Below are 21615 nucleotides of genomic sequence, written 5' to 3' on the forward strand. Positions count from 1 at the left end.
CCCTGCTCTATACAAAAGCAAGAGGTGGAATTTTCTCTCCCACCTCCCTGTTTCTTATTACCAAACTGGTTGATCCAAACCGTCTGATGTTTCTTCGATAACTTTTTTCACTTCATCTGTATGGTAAGCTGCAACAACTTTCTTGATAGCATCAGCTTTTGGTGATGATTCCCAATCTTTTTTCGCAACGATGATGTTGTACCATTGTTTTGAGTTTTCATCAGCTTGTTCTTTGAAAAGTGCTTTCTTGTAGTCCAATTTTGCTTCCGTAACGAAGGTATTGTTTACAACGGCAGCATCAACTGATGACAATGAACGAGCTGTTTGGCTAGCGTCCAATTCAGTGATTTTCAAGTTCTTTGGATTTTCTTTGATGTTGGCAACTGTTGCAAGAGCAGTTCCTGAAACATCCAATTTAATCAAGCCAGCTGATTGAAGCAAGTAAAGCGCACGGCTTTCGTTTGTAGCGTCATTCGGTACAGCGATTTCTCCGTTTGCTGGGATTTCTTCTACTTTAGTGTACTTGTTGTCACTTCCATTCAAACCTGAGTAAAGACGGATTGGAGAGATATAAGTATCTGCAATCGCTACAAGGTCTTTCCCGTTTTCTTTGTTCCAGTTGTTCAAGAAGTTATAGTGTTGGAAAGCGTTCAAGTCTACTTCGCCATCAGCAGTTGCCTTGTTTGGCTGTGAGTAATCTGTGAACTCTGTAAATTCCAAAGTGATACCGTCTTTTTTAACCAATTCTTGGATTTTGTCCCAACGTTTTTCTTCAGAACCGCTACGGTTAACAGTTGCGATTTTAACAGTTGTTGCATTGTCTGCTTTCTTTTCTGAGTTTCCGCAAGCTGCAAGAGCCAAACCTGCGACTGTAGCAAGGGCTGCTACACCAAGCCATTTTTTAATTTTCATGATTCTTTCTCCTTAAAAATAATACCGTACTAGTATCTCACAATTTGTTTGATTTCACAAATTGTTATTAGATAGTCAGATATATAGTTTAAAACTATATCCCTAAAAACTTAGAAACCACCCATCTGAATCAGAATGGATGATTTCAAAAAATTATTTAATATCAGCCTCTGCTGGTAGATAAGTGTCTCCGAAGAATTGTTTTGACAATTTTTCAAGAGTTCCGTCTTTGTAGAGTTCTTGGATACGTTTGTCTACAAATGTTTTCAACTCATCTTGACCTTTGGCAAGAAGTGGGTAAACGTAAGGTTGTTGGTCGCTTGGAAGTTCAATCACTTTCAAGTTGTCCAAACCTTGGTTCTTGATAACTGTTTCAACACCGATTTTATCAAAAATCTTGTAGTCAAACTGGCCATCGCTCAAGCGTCCCATGATTTGTTGGAAGTCAGCTCTAGTATAGTTAAGGACAGTTGGATTATCTGAGTGTTGTTTATTGAAGTCTTCTAACTGTTTAGCAGATGTTGTCCCTTGAACAACTTCTGTTGATTTTCCACCGATATCATCAAGCGATTTGATGCTAGAGTCGTCTTTTTTCACTACAAGAACGTTAGGGTTTTTAGCAGTTGGAGCTGCATAAAGGTATTTTTCAGCACGTTCTTTAGTGTAGCTGATGTTGTTAACGGCCATTTGGTAACGGTCAGCGTCAAGTCCTGCAAAGACACCTGACCACTCTGTCTTCTCAAACTTGACATCATACTTGTCAGAATCTTTAAAGATAGCGCGAACTAGTTCAATCTCATAACCAGTCAATTCACCATTTTCTTCATAGTTAAATGGTTTTGGTGAAGCGTTAGTTGCAACGATAATTTCTTTCTTGCTAGCTGCTTCTCCTTCTTTCTTAGCACCACCTGAGCAAGCTGCTAGCACACCTGCAGCAACAAGCCCTAGGGCAGCAAGAGATGAGTATTTAACGATTTTTTTCATGTCATTTCCTCCAAAATAGAATACCTTATTATCTTATCAGAAAAAAAGTAATTATGCCATTATATGATATTTATCTCTGTGATAGATTTTCTTTATAGCCCATTTAAAATAGTAAACGCAGGACGGCAATTAAGACAACTCCAAAGAGAACTGTTCCGACTAGATTGCGGTATCGAAAGGCTACCCAAGCGGTTGGAAAGACTGCCAAGAAGTCTAGCCATTTAATTTGAGGAAGACTCCCAACCTTGCCTGTCACTACACTTGAAAGAATCAAGGCAAAGATAATAGAAACGGGCAAGAACTTCAAAAAACGCTCAACGATCGCAGGCAAGCCCCTATACTTGACCAAGATGAAAGGAATCATACGGGGGATCCACGTCACCAAGCCAGAGAAAATAACTGCTAATAAAAGATACTTACTGACCATCTAAAACCACCCCCATTGTACAACCTAGCAAGGTCGCAAACAGAACAGCTAGTGACTGAGACACCACTGTCAAGAGCAAAAAGAAGGACACCGCAACAACTGCTAGAATAATAAGCAGATTGCGGACAGGGATCCGTCTTTGCATAATCTGGAATTGCGAAGCAAAAATTCCGATAAACATCCCAACAAGAGCAAAATCTAAACCAAAAATCTCTGGATTTGGTAGCAGGCCACCCAGAGCCGTTCCGACTACTGTCCCCACAAACCAAGCTACATAGCTGTTGAGATTGTTTCCGTGCATCCACATAGGATTAACCTTGTCTGCATGGGCCAATTCGCCCATCAAAACACCATAAGTCTCATCCGTCAAGATACTAGACATACCGATATTGTGCCAGAGACTAGTATGACGGAAATAGGTTGACGCATGCAAGCTCAGCAAAAAGAGACGCAAATTGATTAGAAAAACCGTCATGGCAATGGCCGCTACAGGTGCTTGGACCGCAATCAGGGCTAACATGGCAAACTGGGCGCTCCCAGCATAAACAAAGAGGCTCATCAATCCCATCTCAACAGGTGTCACATAGGGCGCACCAATAATTCCACAGGCCAGTCCAATACTGACATAACCGAGAGCCGTTGGCATAGCTGCCTGCGCCCCCTCCCAAAATCCTTTTTCTTTCATCTTTCTCCTCATATTGTCTTAATAAATGGGCTGAAAAGGCTCCAGCCACAGCATGGACTATTATAACACATTCAGGAAAGAGAAAAAAGTCTGCTGATTTTGACCATCATAAAAAGACTGGCAATCCAGTCTCAAACATATATTATACAAATTCTCCGCTAAACACTTTCACGGATATTTAGGAGCATGGCAAAGGCAACTAGAAGAAATAGCAATAAAACAAAGCTAACTGCCAGAGTTCCAAAGCTAGTAGCAATGGTTACCAAAGCTATTGTAAATAAGCTAGGTAAAACAACCGTAATGGCGCCGATAGAGGATTGAACTGCTCCCATTGACTCCTCAGGTATTTGTTTAAAAACGAGTTCCTGTAATCGAGGAGAGAGAACACCTGCGAAAAAGGCATCTAAGGCACTAAAGATAAGAATCCAGTCAAAACGAACTGTGCCAAATCCTACTAGAAGAAACAACTGGATGACAAGCGAGGCATATAGAGCTGTTTTTATAGAAATCATATTTTTCAAATAGCCACTCACAAGACTTCCGACAATAAGGGCTGCTAATTCAAGAGTGGATAACAAGGCAAGAGATTGACCTGTTTGTAAATTCAAAAAGGGCTGATTCCTCAAAAACAGGGTAGAAACAGGAACTGTAACATTTATCACTGCTTGACTAATAGAAATAATAAACAAAACCAAGAGCACCTGATTCATATTCCATATCAATTTCGATGATTGGATCAAATGCTGGCAAAAGGATTTTACAGAGAGTCCTTCTTGATAGCTAATCGTTTTTTCTACTTTCAAGAGGTCATTTTTTATGAAGAGGATACCTAAAAATGCGATTAAAAAGGTAAGAGCGTTCAGTAAGGAAATAAACTGGATGGAAAGAATACCTAGTAAGACTCCTCCTAGAATATTACTGATTGTTTTCACTAAACTAACAGTTGACTGTTTAAATCCAATAGCTTCTGCCAGATGGTCTTGCCCAATAATTCTAATGAAAATTGGAGTGAGCATGGCGCCTGAAAAATAACTCAATGTGTCAGACAAGAGGTTAATCAGACAAATAAAGGTTACTAGCAACAAGGAGAAAGACTGCCCTGAAAGCGACAGGGACACTATAGAGTAAAGCAAAAATTTTGCAAAACTAATGACTGTGTATTTCAAGACACGATGATGTTGAAAATCCGCCAAAACTCCCAGAAAGATTTGTAGAACTTGGGGCAGGGTTTCTGAAATCGTGATGAGTAAAATCGCCAAAGGAGCAAAAGAAGCATCTGCCACATAATTCAAAAAGGCCAGATAAAAAATCGTATCCCCAAGCGTCGAAATCCACTGGTTGATGGTTAATTGCCTAAAATCTCTATTTTGAAGAAATACTTTCATCACAACTCCTTCATATCCATGTACTTAGATAACACATAAAGGTACTCTTGCTTATCTGCTTTAGAATACTTCACATAGCACTCTACTGTATTTAACAAAGACAATGCAACTTCTTTATATTTTCTTACTTTAAAATAACAATACAGTTCTAACAATGTATCAGCTATCCCTAGCATACCATTCCAGAAATCTGCATATTGAGCAAATTCTGTAATTAATCCTTCAGATAATTCTTTGATTAGATCTGTATACTTTTCAAAATCTATAAAAATCAAAGCACGAATAAATCCTGCTGTCCCGTTATTTAGATAAGGTGAAACTAAATTTGATTCTATCGGAACCATCCTACCATTATCTGCCACAATTAATTTTTCAATAATGATATTAATTCCATAATCAATAATATCGCAATCAAAGTCATATATTTTCATCAAAATAAGTAAGCCAGACAATCCATCTAGTCCTAAATTTTTTTCTCTATGCATCAGATGTTGCAGTAATCGCTGATTATTTTTAGCATTCTCATATCGTTGAAAATTGACTAGTTCTTTATTAATAATCTCAGTAATAGTAAAAGATCTTTCTGGTTGATCAGTTAGAACCTCATCTAAACTATGCAGGGATTCAATTTGATAAACATAAATTTCATTTAAATCTTTCAGGATATCAGATACTGTTGCATCCTTAGAAAATAGTTTTTCTATAATACTTGTAAAATTTGTTCTTAAACCAAATTCAGCCAATAAAGAATTTAAAATATGATATGATTGTGATAAATCGTCCATTGATTTTATATGCAATCTAGCCAACAAAAATAGTAGTAAATTCCCAACTTTATGGCAATCAGATACTTTGCCATCTATAGAGTTCCATTCCTTTAAGCTAATTACGCTATACAAACCAATAGCTGGTTTATTATCATACTCATAACTATTTTCTAAATCTACAAAGTAAAGTTTATTCTCTGATTTTATAAAATTTCCGGGATGTATATCATTTAAAATAATATTTCGACTATGAAAATATTCAACCAATTCTAATAGTTCCCTAGTAATCAATAAAAAACTTTTAAATTTCTTAGTGTTTAACTCCTTATTAGGCTTCTTATAGCTGACAATAGAGTATGCTTTTGTGTATTTTAATAAATCACTACCATCTATAAACTCATAAATATAATATTGGTTAATCCACTCTGTAACAGTTTCACGCACAACTGGAGTATGATCTAATAATTTTTTGAAATTTCATATTCATTTTTTCTAAGTGTTTGAGTCTCTACCCCTCCAAAAGAAATAACATGAGGCCGACATTCCTTCAAAATATACTTTTTACCTTCTATCACTGAATCTACTTGATAGACGTTTCCTCCACTTGACTGTGATAGCATGGCTTTCAATCTATAATTTCTTGATAAATATGAATCCTTTATAAACGTATTCTCTTGAATATCTTGAATCCATTCTGGTAAGTTAAAATATGGTTTTTGATAGTCTTGCCATTTTTCTCCATTTGGTCCCAGCAAAGTCGGAATGCCTTTTTCTAAATACTCCAAATCTTCTCTAAAGAAGCCATATCTATAAAAAATCGTATTGGAATCTTTATAGGCACGATCACTTAGAATATAAATTCCCTCCATATTTTTAGGAATAGTTTGGTAAAGAAGCTCTAATAGATCAAGAAAAACATGGTCATTTTCAGGATAAATCGTAAAATATTTCCCCGAATTAACAGGAGATTCTCTAACAGAAAAATTATAGGCTACATCTTCTTCTCTATATATATACTTATAAGATATCTTTCTAGCATCTAACAAAGGAGAAAGAAGATTATACATATCCTTATAATTATCAAACGTTGCTGATATATGAATTTTATAACCATAAATAGGCAAACTTTCTTCGTTTACAATTTTATATTTATACATTCTTTTCTCCTATTGTTATGATGATTTTTTCTTTAGCAATTACCTAAGTTGGTATTTCCTACATTAAAATTCCAAAACCATTATAAGTCTAAAAATAAACTTAATAATTGAGTATCTTTTACAATACTGTACAAATGATAGTTATTGTCACATCTGCAGACTGATTGAATCTATCTGATTCACGTGTTAATTCATGTACAAATGCTGTCATACGCTTCTCCTTTTCTATTTTATATTTCAATCCTGTAAGTAAAAAAGTTACTAAGGAATTTCATAAAACACCTATGTATTGAATGCCATAAAAATCAATTAGATTTTCAACAACAATCCTACACTCTTACTTAACAAGTTTGAAATTTTATTTGTAATCCACTTATGCGACCTAGGATTTGCTTCAAATGTCTTACAAGGACAGTATAACACGGAAATTAGCCTATTTTAGAAAATCGCATATTTGATATTTTTTCTTATAGAAATTTCACATTTGCGATTTTAGTAGATTTAATTATTTCACTGGTATAATAAAGTTATTACTAATGAGGAGTGGAGAAATATGAAGAAACAAATTTTAACATTATTGAAAATCGTTGCTGAGATTATTATCATTTTCCCGTTTCTAACTAATCGATAAGTTCTTTGTATTGCTGAAAACGCAATTCAAAAAGGGCTGTTAATTGTGGATTTTCTAATACTTGCAGAGATTGGATAAAGTGTTCAATCTCTTTTTGATTGCTTCCCTTAGTTTGAAGGAAAATGCTCATCTTCTTTAAAAACTGCCACAATAATTTCTCAAAAACATCGTATGGACGGAGCATACTCTCCAGCTCGGCTTCAAAGATTGGGATATAAGAAAAAAATTTGCGCTCCATGAGCTCTGAGATGATATTTAACAGCCCTTGTTTCATATACAGTCTATTATGTACCAACTCTTTAAATTCCTTGGATTTTTCGAGTAAGGAGGTTGATAAAAATATCAAATCTTGATTGCTTAGGAAAGGCATAGTATTGCAAAAAAGATAGAGTTCAAACCAGGTCCAAGATTCGATAGCATAGAGGTAGGTCGTCAAAAACTCCCTATCCTCCTCTTCTAGTGGGTAGCTTTTATCTAGTGAATGGATGGCATCTTTGATTACAATAGCATTCAAACGACGATAGGTCTGCGCCATCTGTTCTTGCTCGACTTCCTCCAACAGTTGCTCTAAACCAGCTATATCTTGGTGGGCAAAGCGATCCACAACCCTTCTACCAATTCGCATATGTGGAGATTCTTGATAGTTGTTGAGCTTATGCCCAAACTCATCAAAATTCATATTGATTCCTTGAATAGCTAGAATTAACTTGTCCGCAGATAACATAGACTGCCCTAGTTCAAACTTAGACAACTGAGAAGCTGTTAGTCCAGCACAAGCCACATCTGACTGCTTGAGCTTTCTAGCCAAGCGCAATTCCTTGTAAAATTCTCCCAATTCCATTCTCTCAATCATCTGACCACCTCCTATTTTTTATATAGTATATCATTATTTACAATTATTTGTCAAAATATTCTGACACTTTAGCGAGTGAAAAAGCCAGCCTTAAGCTGACTCTTTATTCCATCGTATCAAAAGCGAGGCTTGGTTTGGCATTGAGATCCAAGCTTGCAAAATTTTCTTTGTTCCACTCGCTGACGCTGGCATAGGCAATCATGCCTGCATTGTCTCCACAGAGACGAAGTGGGGGAATGATGACCTTGACATCTGTGATTTCAGTTGCTAGGCGTTCTCTGAGACCTTTATTGGCTGCCACACCACCTGCCACGACTAGAGTTTTAACAGGGTATTTCTCCAAGGCTTTCTTGGTTTTAGCAATGAGAATATCCAAGACAGCAGCTTGGAAGGAAGCACACAAATCCTCTGTTGACAAGCTTTCTCCCTTTTGCTCGGCATTGTGGTGAAGATTGATAAAGGCAGATTTCAAACCTGAGAATGAAAACTCTAGATTGTCCTCCTTAATCATGGCACGTGGGAAATCATAAATATCCTTTCCCTGATGAGCCAACTCGTCAATCTCACGACCTGCAGGATAGGTCAAACCCATGACGCGACCGACCTTATCATAGGCCTCACCAACCGCATCATCACGGGTTTCCCCAACAATCTTGTAATCACCAGCCTCAGAAACATATACCAACTCTGTGTGTCCACCACTTACTAAAAGTGCTAACAAGGGGAACTCCAAAGGCTCGACGCTCTGAGCTGCCATGAGGTGACCAGCCATGTGGTTAACGGGAATCAGCGGAAGCCCATGTGCCCAAGCAAAGGCCTTGGCAGCTGACAAACCAACGAGTAAGGCTCCAACCAAGCCAGGTCCATAGGTAACCGCCACAGCTGTCACGTCCTCTTCCGTAATCCCTGCTTCTGCCAGCGCCTCCTCGATACAGGCTGTAATGACCTCGACATGGTGGCGACTGGCTACTTCTGGAACCACGCCCCCAAAACGTTTATGACTCTCAATTTGACTAGCAATGACATTGGACAAGAGCTCATCGTCGTTTTTCAAGACGGCGACACTGGTCTCATCACAGGATGTCTCAAATGCTAAAATATATCTATCCTTCATCTATTTCTCTCTTCATGATGATGGCGTCCTCGACTGGGTCATGGTAGTAGGCCTTTCGCTCAGCGATGACTGCCATCTTTTCTTTCTTGTAAAATGCTTGCGCTCGTTGATTTGACTTTCTGACTTCGAGGAAAATCTCCTTATCTGTCGGCAATGTCGCAAACAAGGCTGACGCAATCCCCTGACCCTGATAGGCTCCTTTGACAGCGATTTGCAAGACTTCTGCCTCAAAGATGTTTTTCTGTACAGCTAGAAATCCAATCACTTCTGTCCCATCATAAGCTAGAGTGTACCAAGTCTGGTCTTGGGACAGGTCTGCTTGGATTTGTTCCAACGTCCAAGGACTGACTGGGTAAACAGCTACCATGACAGCGTAGATGGCTTGAGCCAAGTCAGGCTGCTGTTGGATTCGTTTGATTTCTATCATAGGCGTTTAATGTAAGACTCACCAGACTCTGTGTGGTTCTTAAGCCAGTTTTCCTCAGCCTCAACACGTTTGAGGTAATTGGGCACAAAATCATGCAAGGAGTCTGCTTTCTTGTCCCAAGCCAAAAGTGCTAGATTAGCTGCATTAGGCAGGGTTTCTTTGTAATTAGTCCTTGGCAAGTGTTCTTGAATCTGCTCAACAAAGGGGACAACTTCTCCGACAAAGGTTACCTGACTAGCACCCTTGATTAGCTCGATGACTCGCTCAAAGGGCAGGTGCGCTTCTGGCATGACAGGTTTAGCATTTTCATAAAATCCTGCATAAACATTATTGCGACGCGCATCCATCAAAGGGACGAACAAACCTTCTTGTTGGTAGGGCACCAGAGCCAAGAGGCTAGACATACCAACTAACTCAATGTTCAGAGTGTGAGCTAAGGTCTTAGCAGTTGCCACCGCAATTCGCAATCCTGTGTAGCTACCAGGCCCTTCCGCCACCACGATTCTATCCAAATCCTTGGGAGTCCAATCCAAACTTGCCATCAAAAAATCGATGGCAGGCATGAGGGTAATACTGTGATTTTTCTTGATATTAATCGTCGTCTCGGCAAGAACCTGCTTGTCCTCTAAAATAGCAAGAGAAAGAGCCTTGCTGGACGTATCAAAAGCTAATACTTTCATAACACATTCCTATCTTTTTGTCTGCTTACTATTATACTACAAAAGCTGGCACATGGGAATTTTCTTTATCCCCAAACAAAAAGGCCTATACTTAGCCCAAAAACAATTCGCAAATAAAATTCAAAAAAATGCTCACTTTTCCTTTTCTTTTCCGAATATAAAAGTGAACAAGAAAATTGAAAGGATCTCCGTAAAAAGTTTGGTAAATCATGCTAGATAAAAGACACATTTTTAGAAGGATAAGTTTTATTGTCTTCATCTCTTATAGTTTGCTCAGTATTCTCAATGATTTAAACATTACTACTATCTCTTTACCGATTGATTTATCTGTTTGTATTGTTTTATTTTTATGCTTCAACTCTATTTTTGAACAGAAGAATGACTAGCATAAAAATAATAAGCTCTGAAAATTCCATTGTCATGTCATTTTAGAAAAATGCAAAGACCACCTCATCTTGATAGATGGGGTGGAATTTTCGTGTCGTAAATCTACTATCTCTATATCCCCAAACAAAAATGCCCTAGCATGAGCAGGGCATCTAAGCATTTAATCCAAAGAAAAATACAAACCAAACGACATAGGTTACAAGGAAGAGAAAAAGCGAATAGAGAGTCACAAAGGTAATCTTCCACAAGAACTTGGTTTGTCGTCGTTCCAGTTTGGCAAATAGAAGATTCCCTCCATAAACACAAGCAATAAAAACGATAAAAGCTACCACGCGAACTCCGATAGCAAAAGCAAATAAGTCATACATAGGGAACCTCCTTGACTTAAAATCTATATGGAATTATGACAAGCAATAAATTTCACTTCCATTATCAATATAACACATTTTCCTTATTTTTGCAAACGCTTACTAAATAAATCGTCCTATGACTTTCTCGTTTCCGTCTTTTACTAATCTTTCATTTTATGTTATAATTGAAATAATTGTAACGAATCAAGGTCAATCTAGACACAAAATGGAATGAAATCAAGCAAATATCTGCTAAAAGTTTGGAATAAGCTGACCTGTAAATAGAAAGGAACTATATGATTTACAAAGTTTTTTATCAAGAAACAAAAGAACGTAGCCCACGCCGTGAAACTACACGCGCACTTTACCTAGACATTGATGCCAGCTCAGAACTTGAGGGCCGTATCGCTGCTCGCCAACTTGTCGAAGAAAATCGCCCAGAGTACAACATCGAGTATATCGAACTCTTGTCTGACAAATTGCTAGATTACGAAAAAGAAACTGGCGCCTTCGAAATCACGGAGTTCTAATATGGCCTATACTCTTAAACCTGAAGAAGTCGGCGTTTTTGCCATCGGTGGTCTGGGAGAAATCGGGAAAAACACTTACGGGATTGAATACCAAGACGAGATTATCATCGTCGATGCTGGGATTAAATTCCCAGAAGATGACTTGCTTGGTATCGACTATGTCATTCCTGATTACTCTTACATCGTGGACAATATCGACCGTGTCAAGGCTGTTTTGATTACACACGGACACGAGGACCACATCGGTGGGATTCCATTCCTGCTCAAGCAAGCAAATGTCCCTATCTATGCTGGACCACTTGCCTTGGCTTTGATTCGTGGGAAACTCGAAGAACACGGCCTCTTGCGTAACGCCAAACTTTACGAAATCAACCACAACACTGAGTTGACCTTTAAAAATCTTAAGGCAACTTTCTTTAGAACCACTCACTCTATTCCAGAGCCTTTGGGGATTGTCATTCATACTCCTCAAGGAAAAATCGTCTGTACGGGTGACTTCAAGTTCGACTTCACTCCAGTTGGAGAACCTGCGGACTTGCACCGTATGGCAGCCCTTGGGGAAGAAGGCGTGCTCTGTCTCCTATCTGACTCGACAAATGCAGAAGTGCCAACCTTTACCAACTCTGAAAAAGTCGTTGGTCAGTCCATCATGAAGATTATCCAAGGTATTGAAGGACGTATCATCTTTGCATCCTTTGCCTCAAATATCTTCCGTCTCCAACAAGCAACAGAAGCTGCTGTTAAGACTGGACGTAAGATTGCGGTCTTTGGTCGTTCGATGGAAAAGGCCATTGTTAACGGAATCGACCTTGGATACATTAAAGCTCCTAAGGGAACCTTTATCGAGCCAAATGAAATCAAAGACTATCCTGCAGGCGAAGTTCTCATCCTCTGTACAGGTAGTCAGGGTGAGCCGATGGCAGCCCTCTCTCGTATCGCCAACGGAACCCACCGTCAGGTGCAACTCCAACCAGGTGATACGGTTATCTTCTCTTCTAGCCCAATCCCTGGAAACACTACTAGCGTCAACAAGCTGATTAACATCATTTCTGAAGCTGGTGTCGAAGTTATCCACGGTAAAGTGAACAATATCCATACATCTGGACACGGTGGTCAGCAAGAGCAAAAACTCATGCTCCGCTTGATTAAGCCAAAATACTTCATGCCTGTCCACGGTGAATACCGCATGCAAAAAGTCCACGCTGGACTAGCAGTGGATACTGGTGTTGAGAAGGACAATATCTTTATCATGAGCAATGGCGATGTACTTGCCCTTACTGCTGACTCAGCTCGTATCGCAGGTCATTTCAACGCCCAAGACATCTATGTCGATGGAAATCGTATCGGCGAAATCGGTGCCGCTGTCCTCAAAGACCGTCGTGATTTATCTGAAGACGGTGTCGTTCTAGCAGTCGCAACTGTTGACTTCAAGTCACAGATGATTCTGTCTGGTCCAGATATCCTCAGCCGAGGCTTTGTCTACATGAGAGAATCTGGTGATTTGATTCGCCAAAGCCAACGCATCCTCTTCAATGCAATTCGTATCGCACTGAAAAATAAGGACGCCAGCGTGCAATCTGTCAATGGTGCCATTGTCAACGCCATTCGCCCCTTCCTCTATGAAAATACAGAACGTGAGCCGATTATCATCCCTATGATCCTCACACCAGATGAAGAATAAGTCAACAAAACAGCCCCGTCTTCGGAGCTGTTTTTCTCTATGTTTTATTTTGAGGTTGAAACTCAATAAAAATCGAAATCAGACTAGAAGGCTAGGCGAAAGCATAACTTAAGCTAGCTCCCATAGTTCGGGGAACTATGGGAGGCTGTAGATGAATCAAAGCCAAGCTTTGAACTCATTCGTAAGAAGCCGACGACGTATCATTTTGATTTTTGAAGAGTTTTAGAAATACTACGATTTTTACCTTCAAGATACACCATCAAAATAGAAATATCTGCTGGGTTTACTCCCGAAATACGGCTGGCTTGGCCGATGGTTTCTGGATTGATGAGTTTGAACTTCTGACGGGCTTCTGTTGCGATAGAATCAATATCATCCCAATCAATATTAGCTGGAATGCGTTTTTCTTCCATGCGTTTCATCTTGGCAACCTGATCCATGGCTTTGGAAATATAGCCTTCGTACTTGATTTCTGTTTCAATCAATTCGATAATCTTGTCATCCAAGTCCTCGGCAGCTGGTCCGATGAAAGCCACCACATCTTGGTAAGAAACTTCTGGACGGCGAAGAAATTCCTTGGCTGTCACCGCATCGGTCAACGGCTTAAAGCCCATCTCCTCAACCTTGGCATTGGTTTCCTTGACTGGCTTAAGTTTGATGCTATCGAGACGCTTCATCTCATTGTCAAATTGATTTTTCTTGATTTCAAAACGAGCCCAGCGTTCATCATCCACAAGGCCAATCTCGCGTCCCATCTCTGTCAAACGCATATCAGCATTGTCATGACGGAGAATGAGACGGTATTCAGCACGACTAGTCAATAGGCGGTAGGGTTCAATGGTTCCCTTGGTCACCAAGTCATCAATCATCACCCCGATATAACCGTCACTGCGCTTCAAAATCAACTCAGGCTTGCCTTGGACTTTCAGAGCCGCATTGATACCAGCGATAATCCCTTGGCCAGCAGCTTCTTCGTAACCTGACGTTCCATTTGTCTGGCCAGCAGTAAAAAGTCCTGAGATTTTCTTGGTTTCCAAAGTCGCACGCAACTGGTGAGGCAAGACCATGTCGTACTCGATAGCATAACCTGTTCGCATCATCTCTGCATTTTCCAAACCTTTGATAGAATGAACCAACTCACGCTGTACATCCTCTGGCAGACTGGTTGATAGGCCTTGAACATAGACTTCCTCTGTATTGCGACCTTCTGGCTCTAAGAAGAGTTGGTGGCGTTCCTTGTCCGCAAAGCGCACAATCTTGTCCTCAATTGACGGACAGTAACGAGGCCCTACTCCCTTGACCACACCTGTAAACATAGGCGCACGGTGGAGGTTGTTTTGGATAATCTCATGACTGGTACCATTGGTGTAGGTCAACCAGCATGGCACTTGGTCCTTGACATAATCCTCATCACGTGAAGTATAGGAGAAGTGATTTGGCGCTTCGTCCCCTGGCTGAATCTCTGTCACGTCGTAGTTGATCGAAGAAGCCTTGACACGTGGAGGTGTTCCTGTCTTGAAACGACCAATTTCGAGTCCCAGTTCCTTAAGGTTATCAGCAAGGTTAATCGAAGCTAGACTGTGATTTGGTCCTGACGAGTACTTGAGGTCTCCGATGATAATTTCCCCACGGAGGGCAGTCCCTGTCGTCACGATAACAGCCTTGGCAGCATACTCTTGATGGGTCGCTGTACGAACACCGACAACCTTGCCATCTTCCACCAAAATCTCATCAATCATGGTCTGACGAAGGGTCAGATTTTCTTGATTTTCAACCGTCTTGCGCATTTCCTTAGAGTAAAGTTCCTTGTCAGCCTGCGCACGAAGGGCACGGACAGCTGGCCCCTTCCCTGTGTTGAGCATCTTCATCTGGATGTAAGTCTTGTCAATGGTTTTGGCCATCTCGCCTCCGAGGGCATCGACTTCACGCACGACAATCCCTTTGGCAGAACCACCGATAGAGGGATTACAAGGCATGAAAGCCAGCATTTCAATGTTGATGGTCGCAAGCAAGACCTTGCAACCCATACGACTAGCAGCTAGGGAAGCCTCAACTCCCGCGTGTCCCGCACCAATTACAATAATATCGTATTCTTCTGTAAAATGATAAGTCATATTTCTCTCCTATTCCTCAAGATGAATGTGTCTTAGTTGGCCGTCCCAAGTTGGTAGGGCCGTTTTTAAAAAGGCTGGAACTAGTTGGAAATCCTGGAGCTGGTCCAAGTCAATCCACTCACAGGGTTGCCTTTTCTCATCTTCCTGCATGGTCAATCGGGCATCTTCAAGCAAGTCTACCAAATAATGAAACTCGATGTTGTGATAATAAACACCGTCTTGTTCAAAACGATTTTCAACCACAAAAGCTAGCTGTTCAGCTTGAGCTTTTACACCCAGTTCTTCCCTCACTTCACGGACTACTGCGTCTTCCGTGCTTTCATTGACTTGAATCGCACCGCCGATAGTGTAATACTTGCCCTTATCTCTGGTAACTAGAAGCTTGCGATTTTGGAGAATCAAGGCTGTCGCCCGAACTCCAAAAACTGTATTTCCTACTTTTGTCCGAAAGTCTTGTTGAGTCATTTTTATCCTTTCCCTTAAACGACACAAAAACAGTCAAAACTCCAAAGAAGTGCAGGACAAAAAAGCCTGCAACATCCATGAGCTTTGACCATCATTTCTATTGCTTTTATTATTGTAGCAAATTGAGAAAATTTGTCAATCTAAATGTACTGACAAACTTGTCCATCGCGATAAGCATTGTCAATCAAACCACCACCTAAACACTCATCGCCATCATAAAAGACAACTGCCTGCCCTGGTGTAATCGCACGTTGCGGTTCTGCAAAGATGACCTCTGCCTTGTCTCCTTTGACATGGACGGTCACCTTAGAGTCAGGCTGACGGTAGCGGAATTTAGCCGTACATTCTAGCGTGAATTCCTCTGGCATGTCACGAGTAAAGTGAACCTGACTAGCCTCAAGGCTAGTTGACATGAGCGAATCATGGTAGAAACCTTGTCCTACATAGAGAATATTCTTGCTTAGGTCTTTTCCGACAACGAACCAAGGGGCATTGTCACCGCCGTGTTGCCCACCGATACCGAGTCCGCCACGCTGACCGATTGTATAGTACATAAGGCCTGCATGCTCGCCCATATCGCGACCATCCACAGTCATCATGCGACCAGGCTGAGCTGGTAGGTAGTTGCTGAGAAAGTTTTTAAAGTTCTTTTCTCCGATAAAGCAAATCCCTGTCGAATCTTTCTTCTTAGCAGTCGCAAGTCCTGCTTCTTCTGCTAGTCTGCGAACTTCAGGCTTTTCCAAATGTCCCAGTGGGAACATGGTTTTTTGAAGTTGTTCTTGTGAAAGTTGACTGAGGAAATAGGTCTGGTCCTTGCCATTGTCCACGCCACGAAGCATGTGAACAGTGCCATCCTCATCACGCGCTACTCGAGCATAATGCCCCGTCGCTACATAGTCTGCCCCCAAGGTCATAGCATAATCCAAAAAGGCCTTGAACTTGATTTCCTTGTTGCACATAACATCTGGATTTGGCGTGCGTCCTGCACGGTATTCCGCTAGGAAATACTCGAAAACGCGGTCCCAGTACTCTTTTTCAAAATTGACAGAGTAGTAAGGAATGCCAATCTGGTCTGCTACCGCAGCCACATCCTTGTAATCTTCGGTCGCTGTACAGACGCCGTTTTCATCTGTGTCGTCCCAGTTCTTCATGAAGATACCGATTACATCGTAGCCCTGCTCCTTGAGAAGAAGAGCCGTCACCGACGAATCAACACCACCACTCATCCCCACGACAACACGTGTTTTAGAGTTATCACTCATGGTAAGTCTCCCATCTATTCGTTTATTTATACCCCTCAAAATTCTATTTACTATGACTTTCAATAGAATTTCTTCGAGTATAGTCTTTTCGTTCGCTTTTAGGACTAGGCAACGAGTCGCAGGCATAACTTGAGTTCGCTCAATCAGTCTGGGAGACTGATTGAGGTTATAAATAAGACAAGCTCTGCTTGTATCTCATTTCGACTTAACGACGTAATAAAAGATAAACGAAATGACTAGTTCACGATTGAAGGTCGTGTGTGCTTCACGATTGAAGGTCGCTTGAGCAGTATTCATTATAACATGCTTGGTTAGAGAAGACAAGAAAGAGGCTGATAATCTACCAACCTCTGGTTTTATTGATAAAAACTTTAGTAATCATCATCTCTATAAAAATATTTTCTATACACTCTTGATAATACCAAAATTAATACCAATATCATACCAAGAGCTATAATAATCGAATTTATTAGATTTATTTTAGTATATCCAATCACTAGTCCAATAATTGGACTAGTAGACATGCTTAGATATAATAAAAATGACAAAAAATGAATCTCACCAATTCCTGCAAAAAAATGTTTCATGTAATGATTCTCCATTTGCTCCATTAAATCCGTTTTATTTTAGAGTAGCATAAAATAAGCAATCCTTCAATAAAATTCATTGACGAAATACTATTCTAAAGCATTGATAACTCAGATTTCTCAGAATAGAGCTGTCCAAACTATCGAACAGATTAAATCCATACATATCCACGCAATTCTACGTTTAGAATTGCCATAAAATAAATGTTTTAGGGATATTCTAAGTCTTTGACTGCTTAAAATTTTACGTTCTGAAGGATTCTAAAGCTAGAATAGCATAAAAATCATGAAAATTGAACTATTCGAAGCTTCAGAGTCATACGATTTCCATAGGAAGTATCTTTTTAGTACGTGTGGTTAGGAGGTAATTTTAGTGAATCTCCCAAAAACAACCAATTTCCTATTTTTATCAATCAAAAAATGTTGATAAATGAGTGTTTTAAAATTAAATTTTAAAGGTATCCTTAAATCTAAAGATTTTTGATAAGATTTCTGTATTTTTCACAATTCAATGATTCGATGACATTGTTGGGCTACATAAGCATCGTGGGTCACAATAATGACTGTTTTCCCCTCGCGATTCATCCCTAAGAGAAACTTCAAGACCAAATCTCTATTTTCAGGATCCAGAGAACCTGTTGGTTCATCGGCTAAAATCAGCTGGCTGGGTTTTAAGATGGCTCTAGCAACTGCAATTCGTTGTTGTTCACCACCAGACAACTCGGAAACCTTTTGATGCAAAGTAGCTGACAAACCTACTCTCTCTAAAATCTCTTCCACCTTTTTGAGCTTGTCTTTCTTGGACAATTTCACATATTTCAGCGCCAGCATGAGATTGTACTCGACCGTTTCATCATCAATCAGGGCAAAATTTTGAAACAGATAAGAGATATGTTCACGGATTATTGTTTGTGATTTAGCAGAATTGACTGCTAGATTTGTCTGACCAAAAATCTCATACCGTCCGCTATAATCACCATCTATCAAACCTAATAAATTTAACAAGGTCGACTTACCACTACCACTCTTGCCAACAATGGCTACCAAATCCCCCTGATCAATCCTGAGAGACAAGTTATCCAAAATCACTTTTCCCCCAATGATTTTGGTAATATTTTTCAACTCAATCATAAGATACCCCCTTTCAATAACTCTACTAGACTTCTTTTCTCCATCCTAGAAGCCAAGACTAGCACAAATAGTATATCCAAACATGTAAAACCTGCAAACAGTAGAAGTGGCAAGAGCGCATGGGCAAAGAAAATCAAGACTAGAAGAGGCAGACTATAGCCCAGCAAGAGCAGAACTAAGAGAGGACGGTAGCGATCGACCAGTTTCCACCCCATAAACTTCTTGGTAATGATATCTGTTCGCTTCAATAAGAAAGTTGTTACTAGTAAGAAGTAGGAAATCATCATGCTAAGGAGACCAAACAAAGCAAAGAGTATATTAAGATTTCGAACTGCATCTCGATAAGAATCTACTTTCTCTTGTTGAATGGCTTGAATCGATGAAAATTTTAAATAATTCCCATCTGATAATTTCTCAACTAACTCCGTAATCACTTTTTGATTTTGTTCTGTATTTTCAACTTTCATCGGGTTGTTTAAACCTGTCGTTGACAAGCGAGTCTTTTCTTCCCACATCATGTCTTGATCATTTACCAGACTAATGATTGGATTGTGGAGGTTTTCCTTTCGCTCATTATTATAAGGGAAGAATGACCAATCTCCTTCATAGTAGGCAATTTCTACATCCATATCTTCTATTGTTTGCTTTTGCTGATCTTCATACCTCATAGAAAGATAGGCGATGGATTTTCCCAAGAACTGATTCTTGCCTTCTTGTCCTTTATCACTGGCTGGCATCAAAATAACTTTTTTAGTGCTGGTATCTGGTAACTTGAATCCCTTGCTCTTTAGAAAATTGCTATTAGCATAGTAAACATCTACCTTATCAGGCAGTTGGTACTGCTGCACTTGTTCTGCTTTGATGACTGGTTTGATAGGAAGACTCGCACTTCGCACATAATTTACTTGTATTTTTGCTATCAAATCTTGATAAAATTGGTAGAAATAATCTGTAGATTTCCCTGACCCTGCTAGCTCTTCTTGCCACAGGTTATCATTGAGTTGGAAGGTTTCTAAGGTCAAGTAATTCCCTTGGCTTACCCACTGTTGCTGATAAGCAAGTTCTTTGTTTTCTTGTTCTAGACTTCTGCCTACCCCAATCAGTAAGGCCGTCAGTAAAATAGTTGTCCCTATTTTCATCACATAATTGAAGATTAGACCAAGTTTGACAGATGAAAAACCTTTCAACATGGAACTAACTGTCATTTTCTGAATCATCAGGTAGGTCAGCCAACTGATGAACAAATACAACTGTAAAAGCAGAAATTGGGATAAGAGTAAACTTGGGAACAGAAGTTTTGGTCTGTAGTCCAGCACTAAAAATAGCCCCAAGTCAATGACAAGACTTCCACCCAAGAGAAGATAAAAATTAGTCTTTACAAAACCAGCCAAAATCGCTCCGCTTTGAAAACCAAGTAACTTTTGAACCCCCACTCGTTTCATCTCCATCATCGGCTGATAAACTGTTACTAACACAAGAAGTAAAATAGCCAAGACAAAAACAATGGCAGATAAAAGCAAATCTCGATTTATGACTTCCACTGCACTTTTATAGGTAGGCTCTAGCAAGGTAGCCTGGTCTATCTTGAAAAAATCGCTCCATTTCTGTACAATCCTATCCTTATCCATCTCTTGTGTAGAAGTTATCGTATAGCGACCATTTAAACTACGAGATGTATCCTTGATATAGGTTTGAAAAGTTATAAGCTGAATAGGCTTGGCTTTTAGAAAGGTCGGTATCGTACCAAGTTTATTAGAAATTTCTTTATTACTGTAGACTCCTTCACCATCTGTGGTAAAATCAAGAGAAGAAATCCCAAACTCTTGGTAGGGGAAGGTATCTTTATCAAAAACACCAGACTTGATTACCTCATCACCACTGTCTGTTTTGATGATGGAGACTTTGTACTCCTTTGATACATCCTCAAAAAATCGAAGAACAGACGCTGCAGGTTCGTTAATATCTTTCAAATACAAATCCAAAGAATCTACAGTCTTTCCCATTTCCCGAATCCGAACCGCTTCACGTGTGTAGTTTACATTAAAAACAAAAAAAGTGGTACACAGCAACAGCAGAAACATACAAAGATGACTGATTTTTTTCATAGAGATACCTCCCGTGAAGAGACTAAACTGGGAAAAACTAACTTTCCAATAAAGCCACACAGTGATTTTCTCAGCTTGATTATATTCAATGCTGAAAACACTGTGTGGTTTTTGAATGTTTAGAGGTTAGTTTTTTGAACAATTGTCTATCAGAATGTTCTTTTATCTGTCAATAATCCTAGAAAATCTTGTCGTTTCAAGTCTGAGAAATGTTTGGTAGAAAGACTTCCTTTTTGAAGTCCATCATCTCTAACCTGCAAATAATAGCTATGTTGGCTTGTTTTAATTGTCAAAAAATCGCCAAATATAAAAACTCTTTTCCAGTTGCGAATCTCAAATTCTTTCATCTCTGATTTTGGAATGCGGATAAGTCCTTGTCGCAAATCACGATGGTGCTCACTTGTGAAAGTCATCCCATTCCCAAGATTTCTTATCAGTAGTTCATCTGGAGTCACCATCACCAGCGCTATTTTAGTTAAGAAAATTTCAACTGTTGGTGGTAAAATCGCCAAATTAAACCAAGGATGTAGGTAGCGATACGCTAAGAAATACTGAGGCTCCTCACCCAATCCTAGTTGTTTATATAAGGCCTTGACCTCACTATCTAACCTCGCTTCAAAAGACACATCCGAATGCGCTTCTTCCTTCTTCTGATTAAAATAACGCATCCAGACTAGAAAACCTATAAAGACTATAATAAATATTCCTGATAAGAGATATTTTACATTGTAGTTCATCGCTTAACCTCCTGATTTATCGGTTTAATCTAATCAACATAGGGTAGGGACGACTTATATTATGGTATATTGAAGTTAGAACAACAACTACATTAAATTTAGCTAAATTAGATGAGGTAACTTTAGCTTATTAACTTTAGTAAGCAAGAGAGAGTCTTATTTTTTCTTTTTATCATTGAAAAAATAAAAATAAAATTTTCAGTCATCAGTGTTACAATAAAAAGTTCAATTAAATCAGTTAATT

At 39.5% G+C, this 21615-nt stretch carries 21 protein-coding genes; 2 read left to right on the forward strand and 19 right to left on the reverse strand.

Annotation, left to right across the window (positions count from 1 at the left end; translation table 11 throughout):
• Positions 1 to 57: 57 nt before the first annotated feature.
• The 12 genes from SK642_RS08880 to SK642_RS08930 form a co-directional block, all read right to left on the reverse strand.
• Positions 58 to 912 carry a MetQ/NlpA family ABC transporter substrate-binding protein gene (locus SK642_RS08880; RefSeq protein ID WP_033684440.1) on the reverse strand — a complete coding sequence of 285 codons (855 nt, stop codon included), beginning with the start codon at positions 910 to 912 and terminating at the stop codon, positions 58 to 60.
• Positions 913 to 1065: 153 nt separating this feature from the next.
• Positions 1066 to 1896: an amino acid ABC transporter substrate-binding protein gene (locus SK642_RS08885; RefSeq protein WP_033684441.1), complete on the reverse strand. Its 831-nt coding sequence runs from the start codon at positions 1894 to 1896 to the stop codon at positions 1066 to 1068.
• Positions 1897 to 1999: 103 nt separating this feature from the next.
• A complete protein-coding gene (locus tag SK642_RS08890) occupies positions 2000 to 2323 on the reverse strand; it encodes an AzlD domain-containing protein (protein ID WP_033684442.1) in 324 nt (107 codons plus the stop codon).
• The gene (locus SK642_RS08895) at positions 2313 to 3008 is read right to left on the reverse strand and encodes an AzlC family ABC transporter permease (protein ID WP_078135725.1); all 696 of its coding nucleotides are present in this window, start codon (positions 3006 to 3008) and stop codon (positions 2313 to 2315) included. Before SK642_RS08895 ends, SK642_RS08890 begins: the two co-directional genes overlap by 11 nt.
• A gap of 158 nt (positions 3009 to 3166) precedes the next feature.
• Complete coding sequence (locus SK642_RS08900; protein ID WP_033684443.1) at positions 3167 to 4393, reverse strand: MFS transporter; 1227 nt, start codon at positions 4391 to 4393, stop codon at positions 3167 to 3169.
• The gene (locus SK642_RS11005; protein ID WP_235230873.1) at positions 4393 to 5604 is read right to left on the reverse strand and encodes a hypothetical protein; all 1212 of its coding nucleotides are present in this window, start codon (positions 5602 to 5604) and stop codon (positions 4393 to 4395) included. The genes SK642_RS08900 and SK642_RS11005 overlap by 1 nt, the downstream gene beginning before the upstream one ends.
• A gap of 14 nt (positions 5605 to 5618) precedes the next feature.
• Positions 5619 to 6317 carry a hypothetical protein gene (locus tag SK642_RS11010; RefSeq protein WP_235230874.1) on the reverse strand — a complete coding sequence of 233 codons (699 nt, stop codon included), beginning with the start codon at positions 6315 to 6317 and terminating at the stop codon, positions 5619 to 5621.
• A 620-nt stretch (positions 6318 to 6937) separates the two neighbouring features.
• Positions 6938 to 7801, reverse strand: a complete 864-nt coding sequence (locus SK642_RS08910; RefSeq protein WP_033684444.1) for an XRE/MutR family transcriptional regulator — start codon at positions 7799 to 7801, stop codon at positions 6938 to 6940.
• Positions 7802 to 7904: 103 nt separating this feature from the next.
• Positions 7905 to 8915 carry a tRNA (adenosine(37)-N6)-threonylcarbamoyltransferase complex transferase subunit TsaD gene (gene tsaD / locus SK642_RS08915; protein WP_033684445.1) on the reverse strand — a complete coding sequence of 337 codons (1011 nt, stop codon included), beginning with the start codon at positions 8913 to 8915 and terminating at the stop codon, positions 7905 to 7907.
• The gene (gene rimI, locus SK642_RS08920) at positions 8905 to 9342 is read right to left on the reverse strand and encodes a ribosomal protein S18-alanine N-acetyltransferase (protein ID WP_033684446.1); all 438 of its coding nucleotides are present in this window, start codon (positions 9340 to 9342) and stop codon (positions 8905 to 8907) included. Before rimI ends, tsaD begins: the two co-directional genes overlap by 11 nt.
• Positions 9339 to 10022 carry a tRNA (adenosine(37)-N6)-threonylcarbamoyltransferase complex dimerization subunit type 1 TsaB gene (gene tsaB / locus SK642_RS08925; RefSeq protein ID WP_033684447.1) on the reverse strand — a complete coding sequence of 228 codons (684 nt, stop codon included), beginning with the start codon at positions 10020 to 10022 and terminating at the stop codon, positions 9339 to 9341. The genes rimI and tsaB overlap by 4 nt, the downstream gene beginning before the upstream one ends.
• 539 nt (positions 10023 to 10561) lie before the next feature.
• Positions 10562 to 10777, reverse strand: a complete 216-nt coding sequence (locus tag SK642_RS08930) for a hypothetical protein (RefSeq protein WP_033684448.1) — start codon at positions 10775 to 10777, stop codon at positions 10562 to 10564.
• 278 nt (positions 10778 to 11055) lie between these two features.
• Between SK642_RS08930 and SK642_RS08935 the strand changes: the two genes are divergently transcribed.
• Positions 11056 to 11289, forward strand: a complete 234-nt coding sequence (locus SK642_RS08935) for a DNA-dependent RNA polymerase subunit epsilon (RefSeq protein WP_000639572.1) — start codon at positions 11056 to 11058, stop codon at positions 11287 to 11289.
• Between the two features lies 1 nt (position 11290).
• Positions 11291 to 12970, forward strand: a complete 1680-nt coding sequence (gene rnjA / locus SK642_RS08940) for a ribonuclease J1 (RefSeq protein WP_000331983.1) — start codon at positions 11291 to 11293, stop codon at positions 12968 to 12970.
• A 200-nt stretch (positions 12971 to 13170) separates the two neighbouring features.
• On the opposite strand, the gene mnmG is transcribed toward rnjA, so the two are convergent.
• From mnmG to SK642_RS08975, 7 genes are all read right to left on the reverse strand, one after another.
• Complete coding sequence (gene mnmG / locus SK642_RS08945; RefSeq protein ID WP_033684449.1) at positions 13171 to 15084, reverse strand: tRNA uridine-5-carboxymethylaminomethyl(34) synthesis enzyme MnmG; 1914 nt, start codon at positions 15082 to 15084, stop codon at positions 13171 to 13173.
• 9 nt (positions 15085 to 15093) lie between these two features.
• Positions 15094 to 15549 carry an NUDIX hydrolase gene (locus SK642_RS08950; protein WP_033684450.1) on the reverse strand — a complete coding sequence of 152 codons (456 nt, stop codon included), beginning with the start codon at positions 15547 to 15549 and terminating at the stop codon, positions 15094 to 15096.
• Between the two features lie 140 nt (positions 15550 to 15689).
• Positions 15690 to 16811: a tRNA 2-thiouridine(34) synthase MnmA gene (mnmA, locus tag SK642_RS08955; RefSeq protein ID WP_033684451.1), complete on the reverse strand. Its 1122-nt coding sequence runs from the start codon at positions 16809 to 16811 to the stop codon at positions 15690 to 15692.
• A gap of 371 nt (positions 16812 to 17182) precedes the next feature.
• Positions 17183 to 17398 (reverse strand): hypothetical protein, encoded by a 216-nt coding sequence (locus SK642_RS11015; RefSeq protein WP_033684453.1) that lies wholly within the window; start codon positions 17396 to 17398, stop codon positions 17183 to 17185.
• A gap of 501 nt (positions 17399 to 17899) precedes the next feature.
• Entirely contained in the window at positions 17900 to 18529 is a 630-nt protein-coding gene (locus SK642_RS08965) for an ABC transporter ATP-binding protein (RefSeq protein WP_033684454.1), read from the reverse strand.
• On the reverse strand, positions 18526 to 20634 hold the full coding sequence (locus SK642_RS08970) for an amino acid ABC transporter permease (RefSeq protein ID WP_033684455.1): 2109 nt from the start codon (positions 20632 to 20634) through the stop codon (positions 18526 to 18528). Before SK642_RS08970 ends, SK642_RS08965 begins: the two co-directional genes overlap by 4 nt.
• Positions 20635 to 20783: 149 nt before the next feature.
• Positions 20784 to 21371: a hypothetical protein gene (locus tag SK642_RS08975; protein ID WP_033684456.1), complete on the reverse strand. Its 588-nt coding sequence runs from the start codon at positions 21369 to 21371 to the stop codon at positions 20784 to 20786.
• Between the last annotated feature and the right edge of the window lie 244 nt (positions 21372 to 21615).

It is taken from the genome of Streptococcus mitis (genome assembly GCF_000722705.1).
GTDB classification, from domain to species: Bacteria; Bacillota; Bacilli; order Lactobacillales; family Streptococcaceae; genus Streptococcus; species Streptococcus mitis_P.